Source organism: Euzebyella marina, from assembly GCF_003687485.1.
GTDB lineage: Bacteria > Bacteroidota > Bacteroidia > Flavobacteriales > Flavobacteriaceae > Euzebyella > Euzebyella marina.
In genome coordinates this window covers 1,589,097-1,613,648 of the sequence record NZ_CP032050.1, presented here as the reverse complement: position 1 = coordinate 1,613,648, position 24,552 = coordinate 1,589,097, and the positions used below count along the sequence as shown (strand labels likewise).

General features: G+C 44.3%; 12 protein-coding genes. 2 read left to right on the top strand and 10 right to left on the bottom strand.

The genetic code is table 11. The annotated features are described in order from the left end of the window. Positions 1-7: 7 nt before the first annotated feature. Together D1013_RS06595 and D1013_RS06590 are read left to right on the top strand one after the other, a co-directional pair. Positions 8-1,270, top strand: a complete 1,263-nt coding sequence (locus tag D1013_RS06595) for a DUF819 family protein (protein WP_121848108.1) — start codon at positions 8-10, stop codon at positions 1,268-1,270. A 65-nt stretch (positions 1,271-1,335) separates the two neighbouring features. After that, positions 1,336-2,040 (top strand): DUF4369 domain-containing protein, encoded by a 705-nt coding sequence (locus D1013_RS06590; protein WP_121848107.1) that lies wholly within the window; start codon positions 1,336-1,338, stop codon positions 2,038-2,040. Positions 2,041-2,087: 47 nt separating this feature from the next. On the opposite strand, the gene D1013_RS06585 is transcribed toward D1013_RS06590, so the two are convergent. The 10 genes from D1013_RS06585 to D1013_RS06535 all read right to left on the bottom strand — a co-directional run bounded on the left by D1013_RS06585 (position 2,088) and on the right by D1013_RS06535 (position 24,384). Next, entirely contained in the window at positions 2,088-2,357 is a 270-nt protein-coding gene (locus tag D1013_RS06585) for a hypothetical protein (RefSeq protein WP_121848106.1), read from the bottom strand. A 65-nt stretch (positions 2,358-2,422) separates the two neighbouring features. Beyond that, positions 2,423-3,391: a type I phosphomannose isomerase catalytic subunit gene (locus D1013_RS06580; protein WP_121848105.1), complete on the bottom strand. Its 969-nt coding sequence runs from the start codon at positions 3,389-3,391 to the stop codon at positions 2,423-2,425. Then, positions 3,388-3,843, bottom strand: coding sequence for a peroxiredoxin (locus D1013_RS06575; RefSeq protein ID WP_121848104.1), 456 nt, complete (start codon positions 3,841-3,843; stop codon positions 3,388-3,390). Before D1013_RS06575 ends, D1013_RS06580 begins: the two co-directional genes overlap by 4 nt. A gap of 2 nt (positions 3,844-3,845) precedes the next feature. Further along, positions 3,846-4,253 carry a 6-pyruvoyl trahydropterin synthase family protein gene (locus D1013_RS06570; RefSeq protein ID WP_121848103.1) on the bottom strand — a complete coding sequence of 136 codons (408 nt, stop codon included), beginning with the start codon at positions 4,251-4,253 and terminating at the stop codon, positions 3,846-3,848. After that, positions 4,237-4,779, bottom strand: coding sequence for an isopentenyl-diphosphate Delta-isomerase (gene idi, locus D1013_RS06565; RefSeq protein WP_121850636.1), 543 nt, complete (start codon positions 4,777-4,779; stop codon positions 4,237-4,239). Before idi ends, D1013_RS06570 begins: the two co-directional genes overlap by 17 nt. A gap of 123 nt (positions 4,780-4,902) precedes the next feature. Next, on the bottom strand, positions 4,903-8,394 hold the full coding sequence (locus tag D1013_RS20295; RefSeq protein ID WP_162987822.1) for a T9SS type B sorting domain-containing protein: 3,492 nt from the start codon (positions 8,392-8,394) through the stop codon (positions 4,903-4,905). A gap of 235 nt (positions 8,395-8,629) precedes the next feature. Next, entirely contained in the window at positions 8,630-9,580 is a 951-nt protein-coding gene (locus D1013_RS06555; RefSeq protein ID WP_121848102.1) for a PorP/SprF family type IX secretion system membrane protein, read from the bottom strand. 5 nt (positions 9,581-9,585) lie between these two features. Beyond that, positions 9,586-11,577, bottom strand: coding sequence for a T9SS type B sorting domain-containing protein (locus D1013_RS06550; protein ID WP_121848101.1), 1,992 nt, complete (start codon positions 11,575-11,577; stop codon positions 9,586-9,588). A 48-nt stretch (positions 11,578-11,625) separates the two neighbouring features. Further along, entirely contained in the window at positions 11,626-19,590 is a 7,965-nt protein-coding gene (locus D1013_RS20290; RefSeq protein WP_205601280.1) for a hypothetical protein, read from the bottom strand. A 552-nt stretch (positions 19,591-20,142) separates the two neighbouring features. Beyond that, a complete protein-coding gene (locus D1013_RS06535; protein ID WP_162987821.1) occupies positions 20,143-24,384 on the bottom strand; it encodes an Ig-like domain-containing protein in 4,242 nt (1,413 codons plus the stop codon). Positions 24,385-24,552 lie beyond the last annotated feature (168 nt).

The following is a 24,552-nucleotide window of genomic DNA, read 5'->3' as shown; positions in this document are numbered from 1 at the left end:
TTTCTAAATGACGGAACCTTTAATTACCGATGACACCATAGTTTTTGGATTGCTAACCCTTTGTTTGGGCTTTATTTTCTATACTTCTTCTATCACCACCGGTTTTTGGGGTAAATTTTATTCAGTGGTTCCTGCTGTTTTAATGTGTTATCTGCTACCGGCTATTTTGGCAAGTTCAGGACTTATTTCTGACGAGACTTCGAACCTTTATTTCATGGCCAGTAGATATCTACTGCCTGCAGCCTTGGTTTTAATGACTTTGAGTATCGATTTAAAGGCAATTTCCAATTTGGGTTCCAAAGCTTTAATCATGTTCTTGACCGGTAGCGTAGGTATCATTATCGGTGGGCCCATTGCCATTCTCATCGTAAGCATATTTTCTCCTGAAACGGTAGGTGGTAATGATTTCGATGCCATTTGGCGCGGCCTATCTACTATTGCTGGTAGTTGGATCGGTGGCGGAGCCAACCAAGCTGCCATGCTTGAAATATTCAGGTATAATCCGGAAAAGTACGGTGGTATGGTGTTAGTCGATATCGTTGTTGCCAATGTTTGGATGGCCATTATCCTCTTGGGTGTTGGCAGAAACAAACAAATTGACCGATGGTTAAAGGCAGATACTTCGGCCATTGAAACTTTGAAAGTAAAAGTCACTGCCTTTGCCGAAAAAATTACTAGGGTGCCTACCTTGAAAGATTATATGATGATGCTATTTTTTGCATTCACCGCTACAGGAATAGCGCATTTTTTTGGAAATCACATCAGTGATTTCTTGACAACGACTTACGAAAGCGTTAGCGACAAAAAGAGCTTTCTTTCGTTCTTGGGGTCCGGTTTTTTCTGGATGGTGGTTATTGCTACCGCTTGCGGTATCGGTCTGTCGTTTACCAAAGCTAAAAACTTTGAGGGTGCAGGAGCAAGCAAAATTGGTGGAGTCTTTATTTATATTCTTGTTGCTACCATCGGTATGAAAATGGATCTCGGAAAAGTCTTGGAAAATCCGGGTTTGATAGCCATAGGTTTTATATGGATTGCCATTCATGCCGGGTTATTAATTTTGGTTGCCAAGATAATTAAGGCTCCGTATTTCTTTTTGGCCGTTGGAAGTCAGGCGAATGTAGGTGGTGCCGCATCGGCCCCTGTGGTTGCCGCTGAATTTCACCCTTCACTAACTTCAGTGGGGGTTCTTTTGGCCGTTTTCGGCTATGTGGTGGGTACAGGTGGTGCGCTGCTTTGTGCCTACTTAATGGAAATTGCATCTAAAATTTAAACACTGGCCAAACTGCTTAGGTAAATTTATTTTTTTTTGGATATTTGCGCCGTTAAAAAAATCACATGCAGAAGATTTCACTTTTAGCTTTACTTGGGTTACTTATCATTTCTTGTTCAAGTGAAGGGTCTAAAAAAACCATGATCGTAAACGGAAACGTTAAGGGGTTGAAAAAAGGCACCCTATTTTTACAACATATCGGTGATTCTACATTGACCACTGTAGATTCACTTTTGGTAGAGGGCGATGGCTCTTTTCAATTTGAGACCGAATTGGAGAGTCCTGAGATTTTTTATCTATACTTACGTAAAAAAGATGCCAACGAAATTAATGATCGAATTACTTTCTTTGGAGAGCCTGGAACGGTGACCATCAACACTTCTTGGAATACTTTCGATATGAACCCTAAAATTTCTGGGTCGGAAACGCAGAAGAAGCTAGAAGAATATCAAAAAACAATGTCGAGGTTCAATCTGAAAAATCTAGAACTTTTACAAGTGGCGGCAAGTCAAGAAAATGCTCTTGACTCTCTTCAGTTAGACTCTCTACAGGTACTTAGCGACAGAAACCTAAAACGCGGTTATGCCTTTGCATTGAATTTTGCACTGAATAATAAAGACTCGTATATAGCACCCTATATCGCCTTGAACGAAGTGGGCGATGCCAATGTAATATACCTAGATTCAATCTATAACTCTTTAAGCGAAGAGGTAGCCGAATCGAAATACGGCATAAGGCTCAAAAACCATCTTGAAAATATCAAGAAATAAAAAAATCCCGTCCATTCAGACGGGATTTTTTATTGAGTATAGTGCTCTTAATTCAGTTTATTGACCTTTTCGACCAAAGCTTGAGCCTTTGTTTCCAATTCTTGGCGAACCTCTTTCAGATGCTTCTTTCTATTATCAACTTTTTTGTCGTTTACCTTTGAAATCAACTCATCAAAATTATTGATAGCCTCGTCAATAATTTGGTCACCATCTTTTGAAGTCTGTTCGCTACCGCTTCCATCAACAATATAGACCGCTTCAATTATATCACCAAATACGTTGTTGATGTCTTTCTTTAAATTTTTAACACTTGCCATAATGGAAAATTTTTGGGCAAAAATAGACTATTTAAAGTGAACTTATAGCATAAATTTTTCTAGAACTAGATGGTCACCTCCAATAACTTCGCGCCGTTCGTTTCTATATGTATTTCATTTGTACTGGCCGGTAACAAGACGGTTTCGCCTTTTTGAATTTGAGCTTTACCTTCATTATTGGAAATGGTGGCGTTACCCCCGACACACATATAAATGGTAAATGAATCTCTATCAGAAACATCTTGTTTTAAATCTTGATCTAGATCTAAATAGTTCGTAGTGAAGTAAGGGCAATCGACCATGGCATTAACTTCATCTTTTTGACCACTGTACTTCACCTTAAAATCGTCTTTTTTAGTATAATCGATAGCATCTAAGGCGAGGTCGGTGTGCAATTCCCTTAGATTACCGTTTTTATCCCGTCGATTAAAGTCAAAGACCCTATAGGTAATATCTGAGGTCTGCTGAATTTCGGCGAGTAGTACGCCTGCCCCAATTGCATGAATCTTTCCTGTATTGATAAAAAAAGTATCACCCTCTTTGACCTTTTCGTAGTTGAGCAGATCCAATAATGTATCATTCTCCAAACTCTGCGTATACTCTTGTTTGGTTACATCTTTATTGAAACCGACAATTAATTGTGCATCATCATCGGCATCCATAACATACCACATTTCAGTTTTTCCAAAAGAATCATGCCTAGTTTTGGCAAGTTCGTCGTTGGGATGCAACTGAATTGACAAGTCTTGTTTGGCATCAATGAACTTAATTAAAATCGGAAAATCTGTACCAAAACGTTCGAAGACACTTGCGCCCAGTAGCTTTTTAGGATCCTCATCTATTAAATTTTGAAGTGATGTACCTTCTAAACTTCCGTTGGCCACAACGGAAACATCTCCTGCCACAGCCGAAAGTTCCCAACTTTCGCCAGTTATATCGCTCGTAATAGGCTTGCCTAGCACATCTTTCAGCTTCGTTCCGCCCCAAAGGCGTTCTTTGAGAATAGGTTTAAATTTTAATGGGTATAGGTTCATTGGTTTAATGATTGAAGGGCTTCAATAGCTTCGTCAGTATGCCTTGTAGCATCCATACTATTAAAAACCATGATTATTTTTCCGTTCTTATCTGTAACATAGGTTTCCCTTCCGGGAATAATTAACAAACTTTTTCTTACTTTAAACGCCTTTCTAACCGCATTATTTCGGTCGGCCAACAGAATAAAGGGAAGTTTATACTTTTCGCTAAATTCGGAATGGCTTTCTTCCGAATCGGAACTTATACCGATCACTTCGGCCCCCAGTTCTTTAAAATCTTCATACCTATCGCGAAAAGTACAGGCCTCTTTAGTACAGCCGGGTGTGTCATCTTTAGGATAAAAATAAATGACCATGGGCTTTACACCCTTTATTTGGGAGCTTGAAAAGACGTTACCGAATTGGTCGTTCAAAGAGAAATCCGGAATAAAATCGCCTACTTTTAAACCCATTGCTAGCCAGAAAAAGTTACAAAGTTACGTGGGGTTTCGTAAAGGATAATCTCTAAGTCGTGGTCGGTTTCAATATATGGCCTGAGTTTTTGCCAGATGACCACTGCTATGTTCTCTGCCGTAGGATTCAAATCTTTGAATTCGGCTACCTCGATGTTTAGGTTCTTATGGTCAAAAGCTTCTTCAACATGCTCATAAATGAGGTCTTTCAAGACCTTCATATCAATAACAAAACCAGTTGCTGGGTCGATTTCTCCTGTTACGCTCACCACAAGCTCGTAATTATGACCGTGAAAGTTGGGGTTATTGCATTTACCAAAGACGGAGTCGTTTTTTTCTTCGTCCCAGTCTTTTCTAAAAAGTCTATGGGCAGCATTAAAATGAGCCTTTCTACTAACCTTTACCTTCATTTCCAGCGTTTTGGGTTAAATGGTCGTAGAACTTTTCAAAAATAATCTTGAACCAGGCCGTATACTTTTCAGGATTCTTTTCAATGTCTATCTTGACATCTTCGGGTTTCATCCATTGCCAGTCGGCGACCTCATCAGGATTAATGTTGGGTGTTCCTTCAAAACTACCTATCATCACATGGTCAAATTCATGTTCGGTCAGACCGTTATCAAAGGCTGCTTTATAAGTGAATGAAAAGAGTTCTTCAAGTTCGGTTACAAAGCCCATTTCTTCTTGCAACCTTCGTTTACCGGCTTCGATATTCGATTCTCCTACCCTCTGATGGCTACAGCAGGTATTCGTCCATAACAAGGGGGAGTGATATTTATGGGCCGCTCTTTGTTGTAACATAGTCTCACCCCTGTCGTTCATCACAAATACAGAAAATGCCCTATGTAACAAGGCCTTTTCATGAGCTTCCATTTTTGGCATGGTACCTATAGGTTGGTCGTTCTCATCGACCAGAATCACTTGTTCTTCTTTCAAATGCAATTGTTTTGTTGAATCGCCCTAAGGGCTTCTGACAAAAATAGCATCTTTGGTCAAGTATTATAAATACTTGTCTATAAAATAAAGTTAATGGATGAGGTATCGAACACGCTGAAAAAATCAGTTTAAATAGAGATACCCTTTTAAAGTACGGTTCTCTCCTGTAGTTTCTTGAAAATTAAGAATGTAGAAGTAAGTGCCTGAAGGCATACGCTCTTGCCAACCCGAATCTATCTGTGTCAAGCTTTGACCTTCAAATCTATTGCCAGAACTATCGTAACCCTCAGTCTCATACATTAGAATACCCCAACGGTTGTAGATTTCGAGTTTGTTGTTGGGTCGCTCTTCTAGACCTGTGATGGTCAAATAGTCGTGAACATTATCTTCATTAGGTGTCACTACATTATAAACTATAACCGGAATGTAAGGAGCTTCTAGATAATTGGGAATACCATTACCGTTCTCATCATCATTTGAATAATCACCATCATGATCGGTATCTTCATCACGACTCATGATACCATCACCATCATCATCCATGTCTCTATAATCAGACTCAAGATCATCATCGGTATTAGGTAAATCATTGATTGGATCATCAATTTCGTCATTTATATCCATATCGATCATTTCCTCTCCTTCATAACCATCGTCGAGACCATCATTATCTTTGTCAGATCCAATAAAAACCACTTCTGGTATACCATCGTGGTCATGGTCATGGGCCTCTATGGCATCTAAAATATTGTCATTGTCACTATCGGTATCAAGATAATCGGGCATATCTTCATTATCAGTATTCACAGGAATCAGCCCTTGATTACCGTTTTGTTCGTAAGCATCATCTAACCCATTATTGTTCTCGTCAACATTACTTGGGGGAATGTAATTCGAAGTATCCTGAGCTTCCACATTATCAGGAATACCATCATTATCGCTATCTATATCGAGATAATCTGGAAAATCGTCATTATCTGAATTAGTGGGGTTGGTAGCGGGATTGTCATCTCCATCAAGGTTCAAATCTTCAAAGGCATCTGTTATACCATCTCCATCACTATCCAATGTAACATTTCCATTTACAGATAGCATGGCGGAAGATGTAGATGCATACGGCATACACATATCATCTGAACTAACTGCCGTCAAACGATAGAGATTACCACTTAAAGTCGAATCTACTTGAGTAATTAAAAGCCGCTGGCCGGTTGACCCTCTGTAAGAGTCATTGTCAGTAACCATTAGCCAAGTCAACCCCGAATCAGAGCTTACCTCCCATTGATAGGTTAGACTGGGGCCGCTAATGGCCGCATTAAATTCTACATCGGAACCCGTTGAGACCTCGATATTTGTAGGACTGCTTTCGACCGTAATAGATTCTCCGGCCGTCACAACTGCTTCCGTAGAGCCAGAATACCCGCCTTGCCCAGTGACAAGACCATCGACATCGACTACAAGGGGTGCGCTTCCTAAATAAAAATCACCATCGGTATCCTCATGACCCGCTTCTATAACATCGGGGCAAGTATCATTATCACTATCAGAATCTAGATGGTCGGCTACCGTATCGGTATCACTATGTTGCTCTTGGCAAGACGACACATTTATGGTGAAATCATCAAAAACAGAGTAGCCAACATTACCATCGGTCTGTTGATTGTAAGTATAGACCCTTAAAGTATACGGAGTATTTTCTTCAAGATTGAACTTGGCATCAGGTGGCATTAAGGCAAAAAATTCACTGACTCCATTTGATGGTGTATGAATTCGAATATCTGAATACAGTAAGATAGAAGTGGCAAAATCATCATTTGAAATGGCTAAAGCCACATCATATGAATTGCCAATGGCTGTTGAGCCTGAATTTTGATTCCAGTTAAGACCTATCTGCTCAATCATTGGATTAACCAGATTTGATGAAGTTGTAAAGGTCAGCTCAACATATTCATTCAAATTAATAGCCTCATCAAAGGTCAATGCTTCAATGCCAGTAAGCTGCAATTCAGTAGATGGCGATAATGCTGAAATACCCGAACCTATCGTAATTGAATTTGAATCGGATAATAGCCAATCATCAATCGAACTAACTTCGGTAAAATCTTGTTCCCATGTTCCAACGGGGGAAGCAAACTGCCAGCCAAAATTGCTGGTATTTATGCAATCTTGAGATTCATTACTATCAATAATACCATCATTGTCATCATCTAAATCAGTTCTATTATCGACCATGTCATTATCGGAGTCGATATCAATAGTTATATACACGGATGCCCTATCGGTATTACCCCCAGCATCAGTTATTTCATAGCTAAACAAATCGGTACCGACATAATTTGTGTTAGGGTTATACTCAAAATAATCGTCGTAAGAATCTAGAGTACCATTATCGTTCAATGAAAGCGACCCATTGGTGGGAAGACTATAATTGGTGATGGCACCATTCGATAATGGACCTGCACTACCGAAATTGTCGTTATCCAATACATTTATTCTATTGTTCAGCGAATTGTGAATGATGTTGGCGCTATCATAAATAGCCTCTAACTTGATAACTATGACGGCCGTACCGGTATCACAAACACCTGTATTCGGGGAAGGAAGACATACTTGGTACTCAAAGGTATCATTACCCGTAAAACCAGGATTAGGCACATAGTTGAACTGTCCGTTAGGGTGGAAGATTAAAGTTCCATTCGATACGGAACTTAATAAGGTATAAATGCTTCCGTCGGGCACTAGGTCGTTCGCGGCAATGTCGCCATTACCTTCTCTATCCAATTTTATGCGTAAACTATCATCTTCCGCATAGGTTTGCATCAAGAAAAATTTACCATCACCATGGTCTGTCGTTGCCCCCATGTATCTAATAGAAGTAATGATCGAACCTGTTGGGGCCAGTTCCGATAGTTCATAAAGTGCAATGCCGATTATTTGATTGTTCTCATTGTTTCTGCCACTGCTCCAATAATCACTGTTGTTGGTTGGCGGTGCTTGAGGACGCACGCCAGTCAAGTTACCTTGGTTTCTAACGAAGGTTCGTCCCAAAAGTTGCTCAGCACCTCCACCTACGGGTATGCCATAAAGCTCGACATACATACAGTTATTTCCGCCTCTTTCAGTAATGGCAATAACACCATCAGGATTGGATGGTATACCTGGATTGTATCTGATAGTCTGTATTTGAGCATTTGAGGTAGCCAACGCAGAGTAATCACCACAAAAATTCTCTCCTGTGCTGTCTGATTGAAAATAATGGTTTAAGTTCAATGACTGATAAGCATTGAGAGCTTCAGTGTTCCAATTAATGCTGTTACTTCCAGCTACGATTCTAGACCCATCACTCCAAATATTATTTTGGGAATCGCCACCTGGGCCTAATCTTGTCATTTCATAGGAAGATGGTACGACAAAAGTATTGTAATCGACCCCATTGATTGTTATGGACTGAAGATTGGCTGGATCACTCAAAACCGTTTGGTTATCTGCCCAGTTAAACGTTACATTGTTGCGAATTGAGTTGGCCTGAGCCTGTATCTTTTGAAGAGATACGAAGAGGTTAACACTTACTATAAGCGCTAAGGTAATGTAGTGAGTAGCATTGCTGCTTTTCATGGCTAAGCTTTAGTTTCCTTTCTAGGGAATAGATTTGGGACCTATTCAAAAGCAAAATTAAGCCTAGCTCGAATTGTAATTTAAAAATCACGTTGAACGAACAACTTTTACCGCTTGGGGAAGGCCATTTGTTAAAATGACCGTTTATCGACTATTAACGACGTCAAAGTACTTTGGGGATAATTCCTACGAGTAGATAAAGGTTCCGTTTTATGGATGAACGGCACAACTAAAATTAAAAGAATCGAGGAGATTTCAAATTGCCTTTGGTAGTGATGAAGTCATATCTGAGAATCACTTCAAAAGAACCATCGTTATAAAGTGCGTTGCCCAACTCGGTAATTTCACGGTCATAGGCCAACCCAATCAAAAACTTATTCGATACGTTGAAACCTACCAAACCACTAAAAGCGGCATCCCATCGGTAGGCAGCGCCAAGAATAAATTTCTCGCTCAACATAAAATTGGCCGAAAGGTCTAGCTGTAAAGGTGCACCTTGAACAATTTTGGTCAAAATGGTGGGTTTAAATTTTAGGTTAGGGTTTAAATCCCAAACATAACCGGTTATAAAATAAAAGTTCATTTGTTCTTTGGCAGTAGAAGGAGCCGGGCCTTCTTTAAAGTGTCTAGTCTCCAAAATTCTAGGTACTGAAATTCCTGCATAGAATTTTTCGGTGTGGTAATAAACTCCGGCACCCACATTTGGTGAAAATTGATTGTCAATATCGTTCTGCAAACTATTATCGGGTGCTATCTGATTAAGTTCAGAATAGCGAATATCCAACAAATGAGCAGATCCCTTTAAACCGAAACTTAAACGACCTTCATTTGAAGTGTAAACCGTATAGGAAAAATCGATATCAAAATAGGTTTCCGATGTAGGGCCTATTTTATCATTTACAATAGATAAACCTAAACCTACCCCCCTGTAGCCGATTGGAGAATGAATATTAAAAGTCTGTGTGGTCGGTGCCCCATCAAGACCAACCCATTGAGATCGATGAAGGGCGGCCACACTTATTTGTCCTCTAGAACCTGCATAACCCGGGTTCACACTTACCGTATTGTACATATACTGGGTATATTGAGCATCTTGCTGGGCATGACTGGTAAATTCGGTCAAAAATGTAACTAAGGTAAAAAGCAACGTTAGTTTATAAGAGCTCTTTAGATTTGGGATGATCATAATCGCTATCTGTTTAAGTATATGTACCCGTTCAAGGTTTTGGTTTCTCCTGTATCTGTTTTATATTCGAGAATATAGAAATAAGTACCTACCGGTAATTTTCGGTCAACATCAACTGTTACCCTACCCTCAGAAGTACCATCAAAAGTATTTCCTTGCGTATCGTAAGCCTGTGTGCTATACACTGCCACACCCCATCTGTTATAAATTCTTAAAGAATTATCAGGGAAGTTCTCAAGACCGTTAATAGTCAATACATCATGAACACCGTCACCGTTAGGTGTAATTACGTTGAATACCTCAATTGCCGTTTCATCAGCGTTAGGCTCTAAATATTCAGGTATACCATCGTTATCACTATCATCATTTGAATAGTCGCCATCGACGTTCATATCTTCGTTCTTACTTTCTATTCCGTCATCATCATCATCGGTATCCCTGTAATTAGATTCTCCATCACCATCGGTATTCGGTAAATCGTTATATGGATCGTCAATTTCATCGTTTACATCAATATCAATGGCTGTTTGGCCCTCATAACCATCGTCGAGACCATCATTATCTTTATCAGAACCAATGAGTCGTGCTTCCGGAACACCATCTTGGTCATGATCATGGCCTTCGATAGCATCTGGTATATTGTCATTATCACTATCCTCGTCAACATAATCAGGCAAACCGTCACCATCGGTATCTTCGGGAATAACGCCTAGACTACCATCAGCCTCATAGGCGTCGTCAAGTCCGTTCGAGTTGTTGTCCTGTAAAGTTGGAGCTATATAACCGAAGGTGGTCTGCGCTTCCACGTTATCGGGTATACCGTCATTATCACTATCAATATCTAGATAATCGGCAATGCCATCACCATCGGTATCGGTTATGTTGGTAGCTGGGTCATTGTCTCCATCAAGATTTAAATCTTCAAAAGTGTCCAGTATTCCGTCGTTATCGGCATCTAAATCAAGTGCGTTGGTAACAACAACGGTTATGGATGCCGTACTGCAATTTCCTTGGTCATCACAGAGTGTATAACCAAACACATCTGTGCCCACAAATTCACTGTTGGGTGTGTAGGTTAGTATATCATCGGAAGGATCATTAGGTGTTCCTCCATTATCAATACTAACCGTGCCATCGGTGGCCGTAGTAGCTGATAAGGTACCGAGAGAGGGTATATCATTGTCGTTGGACAAAATGTCTATAATAACAGAGGTATCTTCGGTAGTAGCTATAGCATCGTCGATAGCATCAACTATTGGATTTATCTCCAAAGAAACCGTTGCCGTACTACAGTCGCCGAAGGTATTGCAAACCGAATAGTTAAAAGCGTCCACTCCATTATAATCCGGATTGGGCACGTATGTAACTATATCATCTGTAGGGTCGTTGGGGGTACCATTGGTATCAATGCTAACCGTTCCATTGGAAGGCTGTCTTGAAATAGTCAAGGAACCGGAATCAGGTAAATCCGAATCGTTGGCAAAAACATCGATAATAGTGGTTACATCTTCATCAAGTGTTACTAGATCATCAACCAATGTAGCCGATTCGTCAATACATACTACGGTGAAATTCGGTAAGCTTTTACTATTACCTGCCTTATTGATGGTTGCGGTATATCGAGCCACCGTTTGAGTTGCGATTACCGTAGGCCTTGTTTGGTCGCCTGAAACTGATGGGCTCCAGGTAAGGGAAGCCCCTGGAGGAATCGGGTTTCTAGAAATATCTAAAGTAACCTCGTTATAAGGTGAATTACAATTGGTAACAATGAAATACCCTGTTGCATTATGGCCACAAATTGTACCGTCATATGTCGCGAAGTACACCCCTCTTTCGGTTACCTCGTAAAATGAATCGGTACCCAAAACAACGGTAGGATTCGTTGCCTCGTACCATCTATAATTATTTTCATCTCCACTATTGGGAGCCTGCAACAAGAATTGCGCTTGTGAAGAAGCAATCCCCAGTATTGTTAATACAATACCGAGGATAATCATTTTATATGTCGTGATGGTTTTCAATTTTTTGTCTACAGAATTATTGTATTACTTGACCATGAAGACCACATTGATCAACGAATTGTAGTCTGCAGGTTGTCCAATAATCTCATAACTAAGAACTCCATTGGCATCTATACTCATGGTAGCTGTATTGAAAACAGTTGGATCAGCATAGGTCACATAGTAATAAAGATCAGTCGCTCCATAAGTAGGTAGGGCCACCGGTGCACCAGCACTCGATACCGTTGGGCTACCATATTGAGAGATATACTCAGCATACAGATCAACCGTAAAACTTCCGTTAATAGATGCATCAACTGCAATTGATGGAGGATAGAATATTCTTGCCGCAGCTGAAGTAATAGGAGCTATGGCCTCTATTACCTCTTGAACAGTAGTCTCTTGTGTCGGAGAAGACTCTCCGGCCTCATCAACATCTATTGGATTTCTAAGTGGTACTTCATCATCGTATTGATCATCAGAACCTAGATTAGAAAGTGGAACGTCTAAATTACCACCTCCATCTGTTAATCTGAGGTTGGTACCAACTACACTAAAGCTGTTATTATATTCATTGCCTACTACAGAATCGGCGTCATTCACATTTAAAGTGATATTATTACCTCCTGAAATTGAAATATCTCCTGGGCTATTATTGGTTGAAAGCGTCTGATCATCACTGGCAGGATCACCTGCAGGACCTTGAGGACCTTGAGGACCTGTTGCACCATCTGCACCGTCTGCTCCAGCTGGACCTTGCGGACCAGTTAAATCTGAAGAAGTAAATGTAGCTCCGTTGGTATAGGTTATGGTGAAAGTACCATTTCCATTATCCACTATGGATGCTATACCGTTTCCATCAGCTCCCGCAGGACCTTGTGGACCTTGAGGACCTGTAGCACCATCAGCACCTGCTGGGCCTTGGGGTCCTTGTGGGCCTGTTGCACCATCCGCTCCGTCAGCGCCGTCCGCTCCTGCCGGGCCTTGGGGGCCTGCGGGACCCTGTGGACCTACCGCACCGTCTGCTCCATCTGCACCTGCTGGACCTTGAGGACCTGCGGGACCTGTTGCGCCATCTGCTCCGTCTGCTCCTGCCGGACCTTGGGGTCCTGCGGGACCCTGGGGGCCTACCGCACCGTCAGCGCCGTCCGCTCCTGCTGGGCCTTGGGGACCTTGTGCGCCTGTTGCACCATCTGCTCCGTCAGCTCCTGCCGGACCTTGGGGACCTTGGGGACCTGTTGCACCGTCTGCTCCTGCTGGACCTTGGGGTCCTTGTGGGCCTGTTGCACCATCCGCTCCGTCAGCGCCGTCCGCTCCTGCCGGGCCTTGGGGGCCTGCGGGACCCTGTGGACCTACCGCACCGTCTGCTCCATCTGCACCTGCTGGACCTTGAGGACCTGCGGGACCTGTTGCGCCATCTGCTCCGTCTGCTCCTGCCGGACCTTGGGGTCCTGCGGGACCCTGGGGGCCTACCGCACCGTCAGCGCCGTCCGCTCCTGCTGGGCCTTGGGGACCTTGTGCGCCTGTTGCACCATCTGCTCCGTCAGCTCCTGCCGGACCTTGGGGACCTTGGGGACCTGTTGCACCGTCTGCTCCTGCTGGACCTTGGGGTCCTTGTGGACCTGTTGCACCATCCGCTCCGTCTGCTCCTGCTGGACCTTGGGGTCCTGCGGGACCCTGGGGGCCTACCGCACCGTCAGCGCCGTCCGCTCCTGCTGGGCCTTGGGGACCTTGTGGACCTGTTGCTCCGTCTGCTCCAGCTGGACCTTGTGGACCTGTTTCTCCTTGTGGACCCTGTGCACCGGTAGCACCATCTGCTCCCGCCGGGCCTTGTGGACCTGTTTCTCCCTGTGGACCCTGTGGGCCTGTCTCTCCTTGTGGACCCTGTGCACCAGTAGCTCCATCAGCACCTGCTGGACCCTGAGGACCTGTTTCTCCTTGAGGGCCTTGTGGACCTGTTTCTCCCTGTGGACCCTGTGCACCGGTAGCACCATCTGCTCCCGCTGGGCCTTGTGGGCCTGTTTCTCCTTGTGGACCTTGAGGACCTGTTTCTCCTTGTGGACCCTGTGCACCGGTAGCTCCATCAGCACCTGCTGGACCTTGGGGACCTTGGGGACCTGTTGCACCGTCCGCTCCGTCTGCTCCTGCTGGACCTTGGGGTCCTGCGGGACCCTGGGGGCCTACCGCACCGTCAGCGCCGTCCGCTCCTGCCGGGCCTTGGGGGCCTTGTGGACCTGTTGCACCGTCCGCTCCATCTGCACCTGCTGGACCTTGGGGTCCTTGTGGACCTGTTGCGCCATCTGCTCCGTCTGCTCCTGCCGGACCTTGGGGACCTTGTGGGCCTGTTGCACCATCTGCTCCGTCTGCTCCTGCCGGACCTTGGGGACCTTGTGGACCTATTGCACCGTCAGCGCCGTCCGCTCCTGCCGGGCCTTGGGGACCTTGTGCGCCTGTTGCACCATCTGCTCCTGCTGGACCTTGGGGACCTTGGGGACCTGTTGCACCGTCTGCTCCTGCTGGACCTTGGGGTCCTTGTGGACCTGTTGCACCGTCCGCTCCGTCTGCTCCTGCTGGACCTTGGGGTCCTGCGGGACCCTGGGGGCCTACCGCACCGTCAGCGCCGTCCGCTCCTGCCGGGCCTTGGGGGCCTTGTGGACCTGTTGCTCCGTCTGCTCCATCTGCACCTGCTGGACCTTGGGGTCCTTGTGGACCTGTTGCGCCATCTGCTCCGTCTGCTCCTGCCGGACCTTGGGGACCTTGTGGACCTGTTGCACCGTCTGCTCCTGCTGGACCTTGGGGTCCTGCGGGACCCTGGGGGCCTACCGCACCGTCAGCGCCGTCCGCTCCTGCCGGGCCTTGGGGGCCTTGTGGACCTGTTGCTCCGTCTGCTCCATCTGCACCTGCTGGACCTTGAGGGCCTGTCTCTCCCTGAGGACCCTGTGCGCCGGTAGCTCCGTCAGCACCTGCCGGGCCTTGCGGACCAGTGAAATTCGAAGTTGTAAAACTTGAACCGTCTGAATAGTTTAATGTAAATGTGCCATCTCCGTTATCAACTGTAGAAACAATACCGTTACCGTCTGTTCCATCGGCACCTGCTGGACCTGAATCCGAATCTACCCAAGTATAAGTTCCGCTTCCATCAGTTGATAGCACCTGACCATTATTACCTCCACTAGGTAATTCAATCTCGTTTGTTGGGTCGTTATCGGCATCATCCACATTATCGACGCCATCATTATCCACCGTTACACTTCCACCATTTACATCTGTGATGGTCGTTGTTCCGTTGCCGTTGTCGGTCACATCGGTAATCTCATTGGTCGGGTCGTTATCGGCATCATCCACGTTATCGACTCCGTCATTATCAACCGTTACGCTTCCACCGTTCACATCGGTAATGGTCGTTGTTCCGTTGCCGTTGTCCGTCACATCGGTGATTTCGTTCGTTGGGTCGTTATCCGCATCATCCACATTATCGATTCCGTCATTATCAACGGTAACACTTCCACCATTTACATCGGTAATGGTCGTTGTTCCGTTGCCGTTATCGGTCACATCGGTAATCTCGTTGGTCGGGTCGTTATCGGCATCATCTACGTTATCGACTCCGTCATTATCAACCGTTACGCTTCCACCGTTCACATCGGTAATGGTCGTTGTTCCGTTGCCATTGTCCGTCACATCGGTGATTTCGTTCGTTGGGTCGTTGTCTGCATCGTCCACATTATCGACGCCGTCATTATCAACCGTTACGCTTCCACCGTTCACATCGGTAATGGTCGTTGTTCCGTTGCCATTGTCCGTCACATCGGTGATTTCGTTCGTTGGGTCGTTATCGGCATCATCTACGTTATCGACTCCGTCATTATCAACGGTAACACTTCCACCGTTCACGTCGGTGATAGTAGTTGTTCCGTTGCCGTTATCCGTCACATCGGTGATTTCGTTCGTTGGGTCGTTGTCGGCATCGTCTACATTATCCGTTCCATTGAAAGTAATAGGAGTACCATTACCGTTATTAAAGGTGAAAGTTCCGTCACCATTATCGGATAATTCAGATTTAGAAATTGTTTGTGAAACTCCATTTTCATTCACATAGGTAACCGTACCGTTATTGTTGTCGGTAAGATTGGTATTGGTCTCGGCGATACTAACGGATGCAACATTCAAATACAATGCACCATCTGAACCGACCGCAATATCATTATTAGCGTCACCACTGATCAAATTAACAGATTCGGTACCTCCTCCATCGGTAATTTCAAGGCTTCCTGCTGTAATTGCGCTACCTGTGTTGTACTCATTACCTATTACATTATCGGCATCGTCCACATTATCGACGCCATCATTATCCACCGTTACACTTCCACCATTTACATCTGTGATGGTCGTTGTTCCGTTGCCGTTGTCGGTCACATCGGTAATCTCGTTCGTTGGGTCGTTATCGGCATCATCTACGTTATCAACGCCATCATTATCAACGGTCACGCTTCCGCCGTTCACATCGGTGATCGTAGTTGTTCCGTTGCCGTTGTCGGTAACATCGGTAATCTCGTTCGTTGGGTCGTTATCGGCATCGTCCACATTATCGACTCCGTCATTATCAACGGTTACGCTTCCACCGTTCACATCGGTAATGGTCGTTGTTCCGTTGCCGTTATCGGTAACATCCGTGATTTCATTCGTTGGGTCGTTATCGGCATCATCTACGTTATCGACTCCGTCATTATCAACCGTTACGCTTCCACCGTTCACATCGGTAATGGTCGTTGTTCCGTTGCCATTGTCCGTCACATCGGTGATTTCGTTCGTTGGGTCGTTGTCTGCATCGTCCACATTATCGACGCCGTCATTATCAACCGTTACGCTTCCACCGTTCACATCGGTAATGGTCGTTGTTCCGTTGCCATTGTCCGTCACATCGGTGATTTCGTTCGTTGGGTCGTTGTCCGCATCGTCCACATTATCGACGCCGTCATTATCAACCGTTACGCTTCCACCGTTCACATCGGTAATGGTCGTTGTTCCGTTGCCATTGTCCGTCACATCGGTGATTTCGTTCGTTGGGTCGTTGTCCGCATCGTCCACATTATCGACGCCGTCATTATCAACCGTTACGCTTCCACCGTTCACATCGGTAATGGTCGTTGTTCCGTTGCCGTTATCCGTCACATCGGTAATCTCGTTCGTTGGGTCGTTATCGGCATCATCTACGTTATCGACTCCGTCATTATCAACCGTTACGCTTCCACCGTTCACATCGGTAATGGTCGTTGTTCCGTTGCCGTTATCCGTCACATCGGTAATCTCGTTCGTTGGGTCGTTGTCGGCATCGTCTACATTATCCACTCCGTCATTATCAACGGTTACGCTTCCGCCGTTCACATCGGTAATGGTCGTCGTTCCGTTGCCGTTATCGGTCACATCGGTGATTTCGTTCGTCGGGTCGTTATCGGCATCATCCACGTTATCGACTCCGTCATTATCAACCGTTACGCTTCCACCGTTCACATCGGTAATGGTCGTTGTTCCGTTGCCGTTATCCGTCACATCTGTAATTTCGTTCGTTGGGTCGTTGTCGGCATCGTCTACATTATCCACTCCGTCATTATCAACGGTTACGCTTCCACCGTTCACGTCGGTAATGGTCGTTGTTCCGTTGCCGTTGTCCGTGACATCGGTGATTTCGTTCGTTGGGTCAGGGTCAGCATCGGGTGTTGCATTACCACCGACTTGGGCCCATGAAGAACCATCCCAGACATATAATTGACCTGTGTTCGTATCTACATAGGTCTCTCCAGTATTTGCAGCCGTAGCACCTGTTGCAATAGGTGTACCTGCTCCTACTTGAGAAAGTTCATTTGTGATGCTACCATCTACTTCCGTTCCTGTAATTACATATGGAGTAGCAGCTGAACCATCACCTGTTACCGAATTGATTCCCGCACCACTAACTAAGGTCTCGGTACCATCAACTGAAAGGTCAAAATCATTTACGGTACGGGCAATATTGACGGTTCCATCATTGGAAGTGATAATCTGTATTTCATTGCTGTCCGACGAATCCGCGTCACGAATATCAATGTTAGTATTGCCACCTCTTTCCAAAGCAATATTGACCAATTCATTAGGGGTAATTACACTACTACTTATTTGTTGATTGTCAGAACTACTTGAAGCTAGCGCAGAAATTGCTTCTTCAACTGTAGTTTCATTAGTAGTGTCTCCATCAATATCGAATGGAGTGACCAAATTAACTTGGGAAGCATCTTGATTATCCGTGCCAACAAAAGTAGTTGGAGTACCGTTACCAGAATCAAAAGTGTAAGTACCATCCCCATTAGTTGTTAACTGAGACTTATTAATTGTTTGTGAAGTGCCATCCTCAGTAGTATATGTTACTGTACCGTCATTGTTATCGGTCAAGGAAGTAATAGTTTCGTTTACATCGGTGGTAGTTCCATCCGCCTCCGTGACCGTGGCGATGCGGTTACCGGCAATTACATTGCTGATAGACATACCATTGGTATCAATCGTCACATCAGTGCCATCACCGTTGGTAAATTGATACAGTCCGCCACCCAAATCGGTTATGTCGGACTTGGCTACGGTAATACTGTTACCGGCCTCGTTGACAAGGGTTACGTTACCGTCACCGTTGTCCGTAATGTTCACAATACTTTCCTGAATGGAAACCGTGGTACCATCCTCCTTTTGATAGACACCAATCTCGTTTCCACTGTTGGAGGTTCCGGTGATATCCGTTATTGTTTCATCAATATCAGTTGTGGTTCCATCCGCCTCGGTTACCGTGGCGATGCGGTTACCGGCAATTACGTTGCTGATGGACATTCCGTTGGTATCAATCGTCACATCCGTTCCATCGCCGTTGGTGAATTGATAGAGTCCGCCACCTAAATCGGTGATGTCGGATTTGGCTACGGTAATGCTGTTGCCGGCCTCGTTGACAAGCGTTACGTTACCATCGCCGTTATCGGTAATGCTTGTTATTGTTTCATCAATATCAGTTGTGGTTCCATCTGCCTCGGTTACCGTGGCGATGCGGTTACCGGTAATTACGTTGCTGATGGACATACCGTTGGTATCAATCGTCACATCCGTTCCGTCGCCGTTGGTAAATTGGTACAGTCCGCCACCCAAATCGGTGATGTCGGATTTGGCTACGGTAATGCTGTTGCCGGCCTCGTTGACAAGGGTTACGTTACCGTCACCGTTGTCCGTAATGTTCACAATACTTTCCTGGATGGAAACCGTGGTACCATCCTCCTTTTGATAGACACCTATTTCGTTTCCGCTGTTAGAAGTCCCTGTAATATCAGTAATCGTTTCGTTTACATCGGTGGTAGTGCCATCCGCTTCGGTTACCGTAGCGATGCGGTTACCGGCAATTACGTTGCTGATGGACGTTCCATTAGTATCAATCGTCACATCAGTGCCATCACCGTTGGTGAATTGATAGAGTCCGCCACCCAAGTCGGTAATGTCGGACTTGGCTACGGTGATACTGTTGCCCGCCTCGTTGACAAGGGTTACGTTACCGTCACCATTGTCGGAAATGCTGGTTATCGATTCATTAATGGTTACAACATCTCCGTTCTCATTTTCATAAACGCCAATATTGTTGCCAAAAGGAACAGTTGAAGAAAATGTGGTTACAGTTTCAAGTGGTAATACAACTGAAATTGTACCACCATCTTCTAAAGTCAATGAAAGTTCTCCTGTACCATTGTTATAAGTAAAAGCCTGTAGTTGCTGGTCATCAGAAGAGGTAAGCTCCCACGAATTTCCATCCCAATAATAAATGGTACCTGTATCGGTGTTTACATAAATGTCACCTAAATCAGCTCCACTGGGAGTTGTCATTCCTGGGGCGGTAACATCTGTTCCGCTTAACACCTCACAATTACACTGATCTTCTAAAGTAACCGTGGTTTGTGCAAAAGAATACACAGAGGTAAAAAGCAACAAGATTAAAACGATTTTCTTCATGGCCATTACTTTGAGCTATGTCGTAGGTTCAAGATTAGTTGGTACCTTCTATAGAAAATTTTCTATAGAAGTCGGTTCATTCAATTTTATACAATCTTTAACCGGAACATTACAAAGCGAATGTTTGCGAAATGGTGAAGAATACTTTATTCCTTTGGCCATTTACATCAGGAATTTTTACAAATCCTGACTATGTTCGGTTAAGTTATTTTATTTGGGGATGCATTTGATACCCATTTATTCGATAAAGGGCACAATTGCACATTACAAAATTAATCTTAGGCCTGCCGCAGGAAAATAATTGTTGTGTATTGGTTAAAATGTAGTGTATAGGATTAAAAATTTGAAGTAATGATTATTTCGTTCGTCGATTACGCCAAGTATATCAATAAGTTACAAGGGACAACTGGTACGAAAAATCCGATAAAAAAGTAAGGGCCTGTATGTAATAAATATGAATATGAACGACTTACATTTAACTATAACGTTAGAGTTATTCTGTATAAATATCTCGATGAGCAGCTATTCTAATTTGCTTAAAATAGGAAGGATTTAATTCTTTTTAGTGCGGTAGGTAATACGGCGATTGCTTATTACCGTTCTTACTTTTACCGTTAGGGTTGCTATTTGAGAAGTAGTCGGGGCACAAGATGTGCTTGAATTGGTTATTCTGACCCTATAAATATTTCCGTTGAAGTCTATTTCAGGTGTACTTATATTTAGACTGTTCGTCTGAGAACCGGAATAGAAAGCGTTATCAGATATATCAACAAAGCCGGCACCGCCATCGGTACTCACCTGCCATTGGTAGGTGTCCGCATTATTGGCACTTACACTAAAGCTTGTATTTTGGCCTACAAAAATCGTTTGATCTATAGGCTCTGAAACCACGGTAACCACCGGTACGGTATTAATAGTGTAGGTACCAAGTTCTACAGGGCAAGCTGAATTACCCCATCGAGCCCAGATATTGTAAGTGCCACCTGAAAGTCCGCCATATGTTACAGAGCCAGAATTATCCGCCACATTTGTTCTATAGGTCGCTCCTCCATCAAGGCTAAATTGAATCGATGTTCGATTAGGGTGATTTGGAAAGCTTAAAGTAAATGATCCATTGTTGACATTACAAGTGGCGTCGTTGGTTGTAATGATAGCCTGGGGTCTTGAGTAAATAGTCACATTTACAGAGTCGGTCTGTTCACATCCATTTGAATCGGTAACAGTAACCGAATAAGGCACAGTAGTATTACTATTTGCACTCCCCGTTGGCGCTACTGTAATGGCCTGACTTGTCTCGCCAGTACTCCATAAATACGAATAGCCCGAACCACTACCACCACTCGCGGAGGCTGTCAATGTTGTTGAGTCTCCGTCACATATCTGAACATTTGGTCCGGCATCAACTACAGGCAATGCATTCTGAATGGCCCTAACCGCAGTTCTAGAATTACTCGTACAACCGGTAAACGTGTTAATCGTTTCCGCATAGTATGTGCCGGCCGAAGAAGGGGTATAACTCGTGCTGTTACTTTGTAACCATGTACCACCAGAAATGGAATCATACCAATTAACGGTTTCATTATTTCCAACCGTAGCCGTCAAAGTAGGAACAGGGCTTCCAGCACAGAATTCTTGATCGCCCCCACTAACCGGTGCGTTTACAGTAGGACAGGTACAGTTTGGAGCCGTTACAGGTAAATTTCTGCTACAATTGCCCTGAGAAACAGTTACAGTTATATCAGTGCCATCGGGAACATCAGCTATACGCCACACATTACCCCCTAAATTGCTTACCGTACCATTGGTAGATGTAACCGAGCCTGCACTGACGGTAACTTCTAAAGTATAGGTGGTAGGCTGAAATAACCTAAAGTTACAGCTTGGCGAACTTGATACCGTTATCGTAGGGGTTGGTTCAACAGTAACCCTGACCACATCGCTATTTGTACAACCAAAACTATCTGTTACCGTAACCGTATAGTCTACGTCGACGTTATTATTGGTATTACCAACAGGCGATACGGTAATCGAAGAAGAAGTTTCGCCCGTGCTCCATAAATAAGTATAACCACTACCGCTACCACCAGAACCAACCGCGGTCAATGTCGCAGACTCACCATCACAAATCGTTTGATCGGCACCGGCATCTACCGTTGGTTGAATGACACTTAAGGTCGTAGTACCACTAATAGCTTCTCTACAGACATTACCACTGTAAGAGGCAACTAGCCTATACTGATTTCCGTTTTCTGCTAGAGTTACCCCATTCAGATTAAGGGTATTTGTGTCGGTACCCGAATAAATACCACCATCGGCAAGGTCTATCCAAGACGAACCATTGTAAAACTGCCATTGGTGAGTATCGGCAAAATTGGTCGTTAAAGAAAAACTGATATTACCTCCGTTACAGGCTGTTTCAGTTGTATTAGAAGTAGGTACAACAGGTGCATTAACCGTTTCTTTATAATCGTCTTCTCCATTACTGTCACCATCATTGGGTGTTGCGTAGGAGGCCGCTTGAACCGTTCCGTCAGAATTAACGGTAGGATTTCCTGAACCATACATACCATTACCGTCAACATCGGTTCCAGATGCGCCGTAAGCCTCATCGGCATCAGAACATCCATCTCCATCACTATCATCGTCTAAATGATTGGCCAAACCATCACCATCAATATCACAAGTACCCTCATAAAATGCCGTAAATGGTATGGATTGTTTAGCCAAAGATGGACCTTCATATTGTACCAATAGCGATTCTCCTCCTCCATTTTCAAAAAATAAGACCTCTATATCGTGAAGCCCCGCCGTTAGGTTAATCACCCCGGACCGCTCTTGAGGGCCATGGTCAAAATCGTTATTGACCACTTCCAAACCATTGATGTACAATTTAGAGCCATCATCGGAAGTTGTGTAAAATGTATAGGAACCAGCCGCAGCGATATCTATCAGACCCGTATACCTGATAGCGAAACTATCAGCATCGCCAGGGTCTACCGCCCCTTGAAGCGCATCTACATCAAAAGAAGTTATAGAACCCGTTGAAAGGGCCCCAGTTGTAGGTATATTGTCGACCGTATTACCGGGTGGAGTCAAATCGTAGAATTCATATGCCAATGTTCCGTAACATGACCCTAATTCTTCCGAATCTAAAATACCATCATTGTCATCATCTAAATCATAGGCATCAGCATAACCGTCGCCATCTGAATCCATCAAGATAGATAGAACACCATAATCGGAAGCTATTGCCGCGCACGAAGAACCACTTTCAGATATTAAAACCCGATACCTATTGCCTTCATCCGAGAAAGTAACATTGTTAATTGTAACCGAAGAAGATGTTGCTCCAGAAATGTTGGTATAGGATGCTCCATCATTGGTACTGACCTGCCATTGGTATAATAAGGTTCCCCCAGTGGCGCTGACCGAAAAAGTGGCGTCGCCACCATCTACAATTGCTTGATCTACCGGTTGTGCTGTTATCACCGGGTCTTCATCAACTGTCAAAGAGGTACTTGCTGATACATCGATAGTTGGGTCTCCTGGCATGCCCCCATATTCAACCACGTAACCTTTTGGTTGATAAGCGCCCGAACCGGCACCCGTATTACTTAAATCGTTCCAAGAACCATCGATTCCGGTACCATCTTCGGTAATATGTGCATAATCTTCGTCTCCTGATTGGTTTGGTTCTCCTGTATTCCAGAATGCATAATTCGGTGTTGAGCCTCCCGCTAAACCGTTCCAAAATACGGTACCTGCCTCAGGGCCCGTTACCCATCGCCATTCGTTTTCAACAGCGGCATCACTACCACCTATCCAACCAGCTCCAGAGATCTGAGAACCCGCAAAATTAGCTTCTTCAAGAGAAGTAAGCGTTGCCAAATACCCTTGAAGACCATAGTAAGTTGATAAAGCAGCCTTGTCGCGTGCGCTGGTCCATGTAATTCCAAGGTCTGAAAAGAACTGATAATAGTGCCCGGTATCAGGTAAGAAATATGCATCTCCCACGATAATAGAAAAGTCGCGGGTTCCTGAAGGACTAGCGGAACTTGATGAGAACAATACCGCCGATACGGCTGATTCAAATTCAGTGGAAGTTGCCGGACCGCTTAAAAGCAATCTACCCTCAGCGGGAATCCAACTAGCAGTGATATTCGGATGTGTACCCGCCAAGGTCAAAATATCTTCACCATTTATATAGCCGTTGGAAATTTGTACGGATACCTCTTGAATAGTAGAATCGTCAGGGTCTGATATGCTTACCGTTTCTACTACGGGTACAGAAGTGCCAGGGCAATAATCTTGGTTTCCGGTCGCCGTAATCACTGGAGGTTGATCCTCAATTCTAAAAGCAACATTGTCTATTCTGATGATTTCGCCAACCGACCAATCACCTGAACTACTTTGAAATGCAATACCTGATTGGTTAGATTTTTGCCCAGCAGTTAAGGTATAGGTCACAGTACTTGCGGTCGATACCTGTAAGGTCGTAATATTTTCCCAAGTGTTCGTAGAGGCATTAAATAGGTAAACCCTTAATCGCTCATCGCCCCTACTTGTTGCATTATAGCTAAAAGATAATTCTACATCTTTGGTTACGCCGCTTAAATCAAGATTACGGTAGATATAATCGGCACTTCTGAGACCATTGAAAACCAATGAACCCGAATTGACCGAGATATTTCCTCCTGTAGCACCGCCACCGGCATTGTCCGCTTCTCCCCACGCATTGGAAAAATTGGTATTACCATCATTATTGGTATATGCATTGGTCGAAAATGCATCCATGTAGACTTGCTGCGCAGAAAGTAATCCCACGCAGAAAAAGAAAAATACTAATGACCAAGTACATTTCATTTTACCCCCTGAACAATAGACAATTGTACAATATTACATTGTGTCGATTGAAGGGCATAAAAAATGTTGCCAATGAACTGATATATAGTGTGAAAAGGA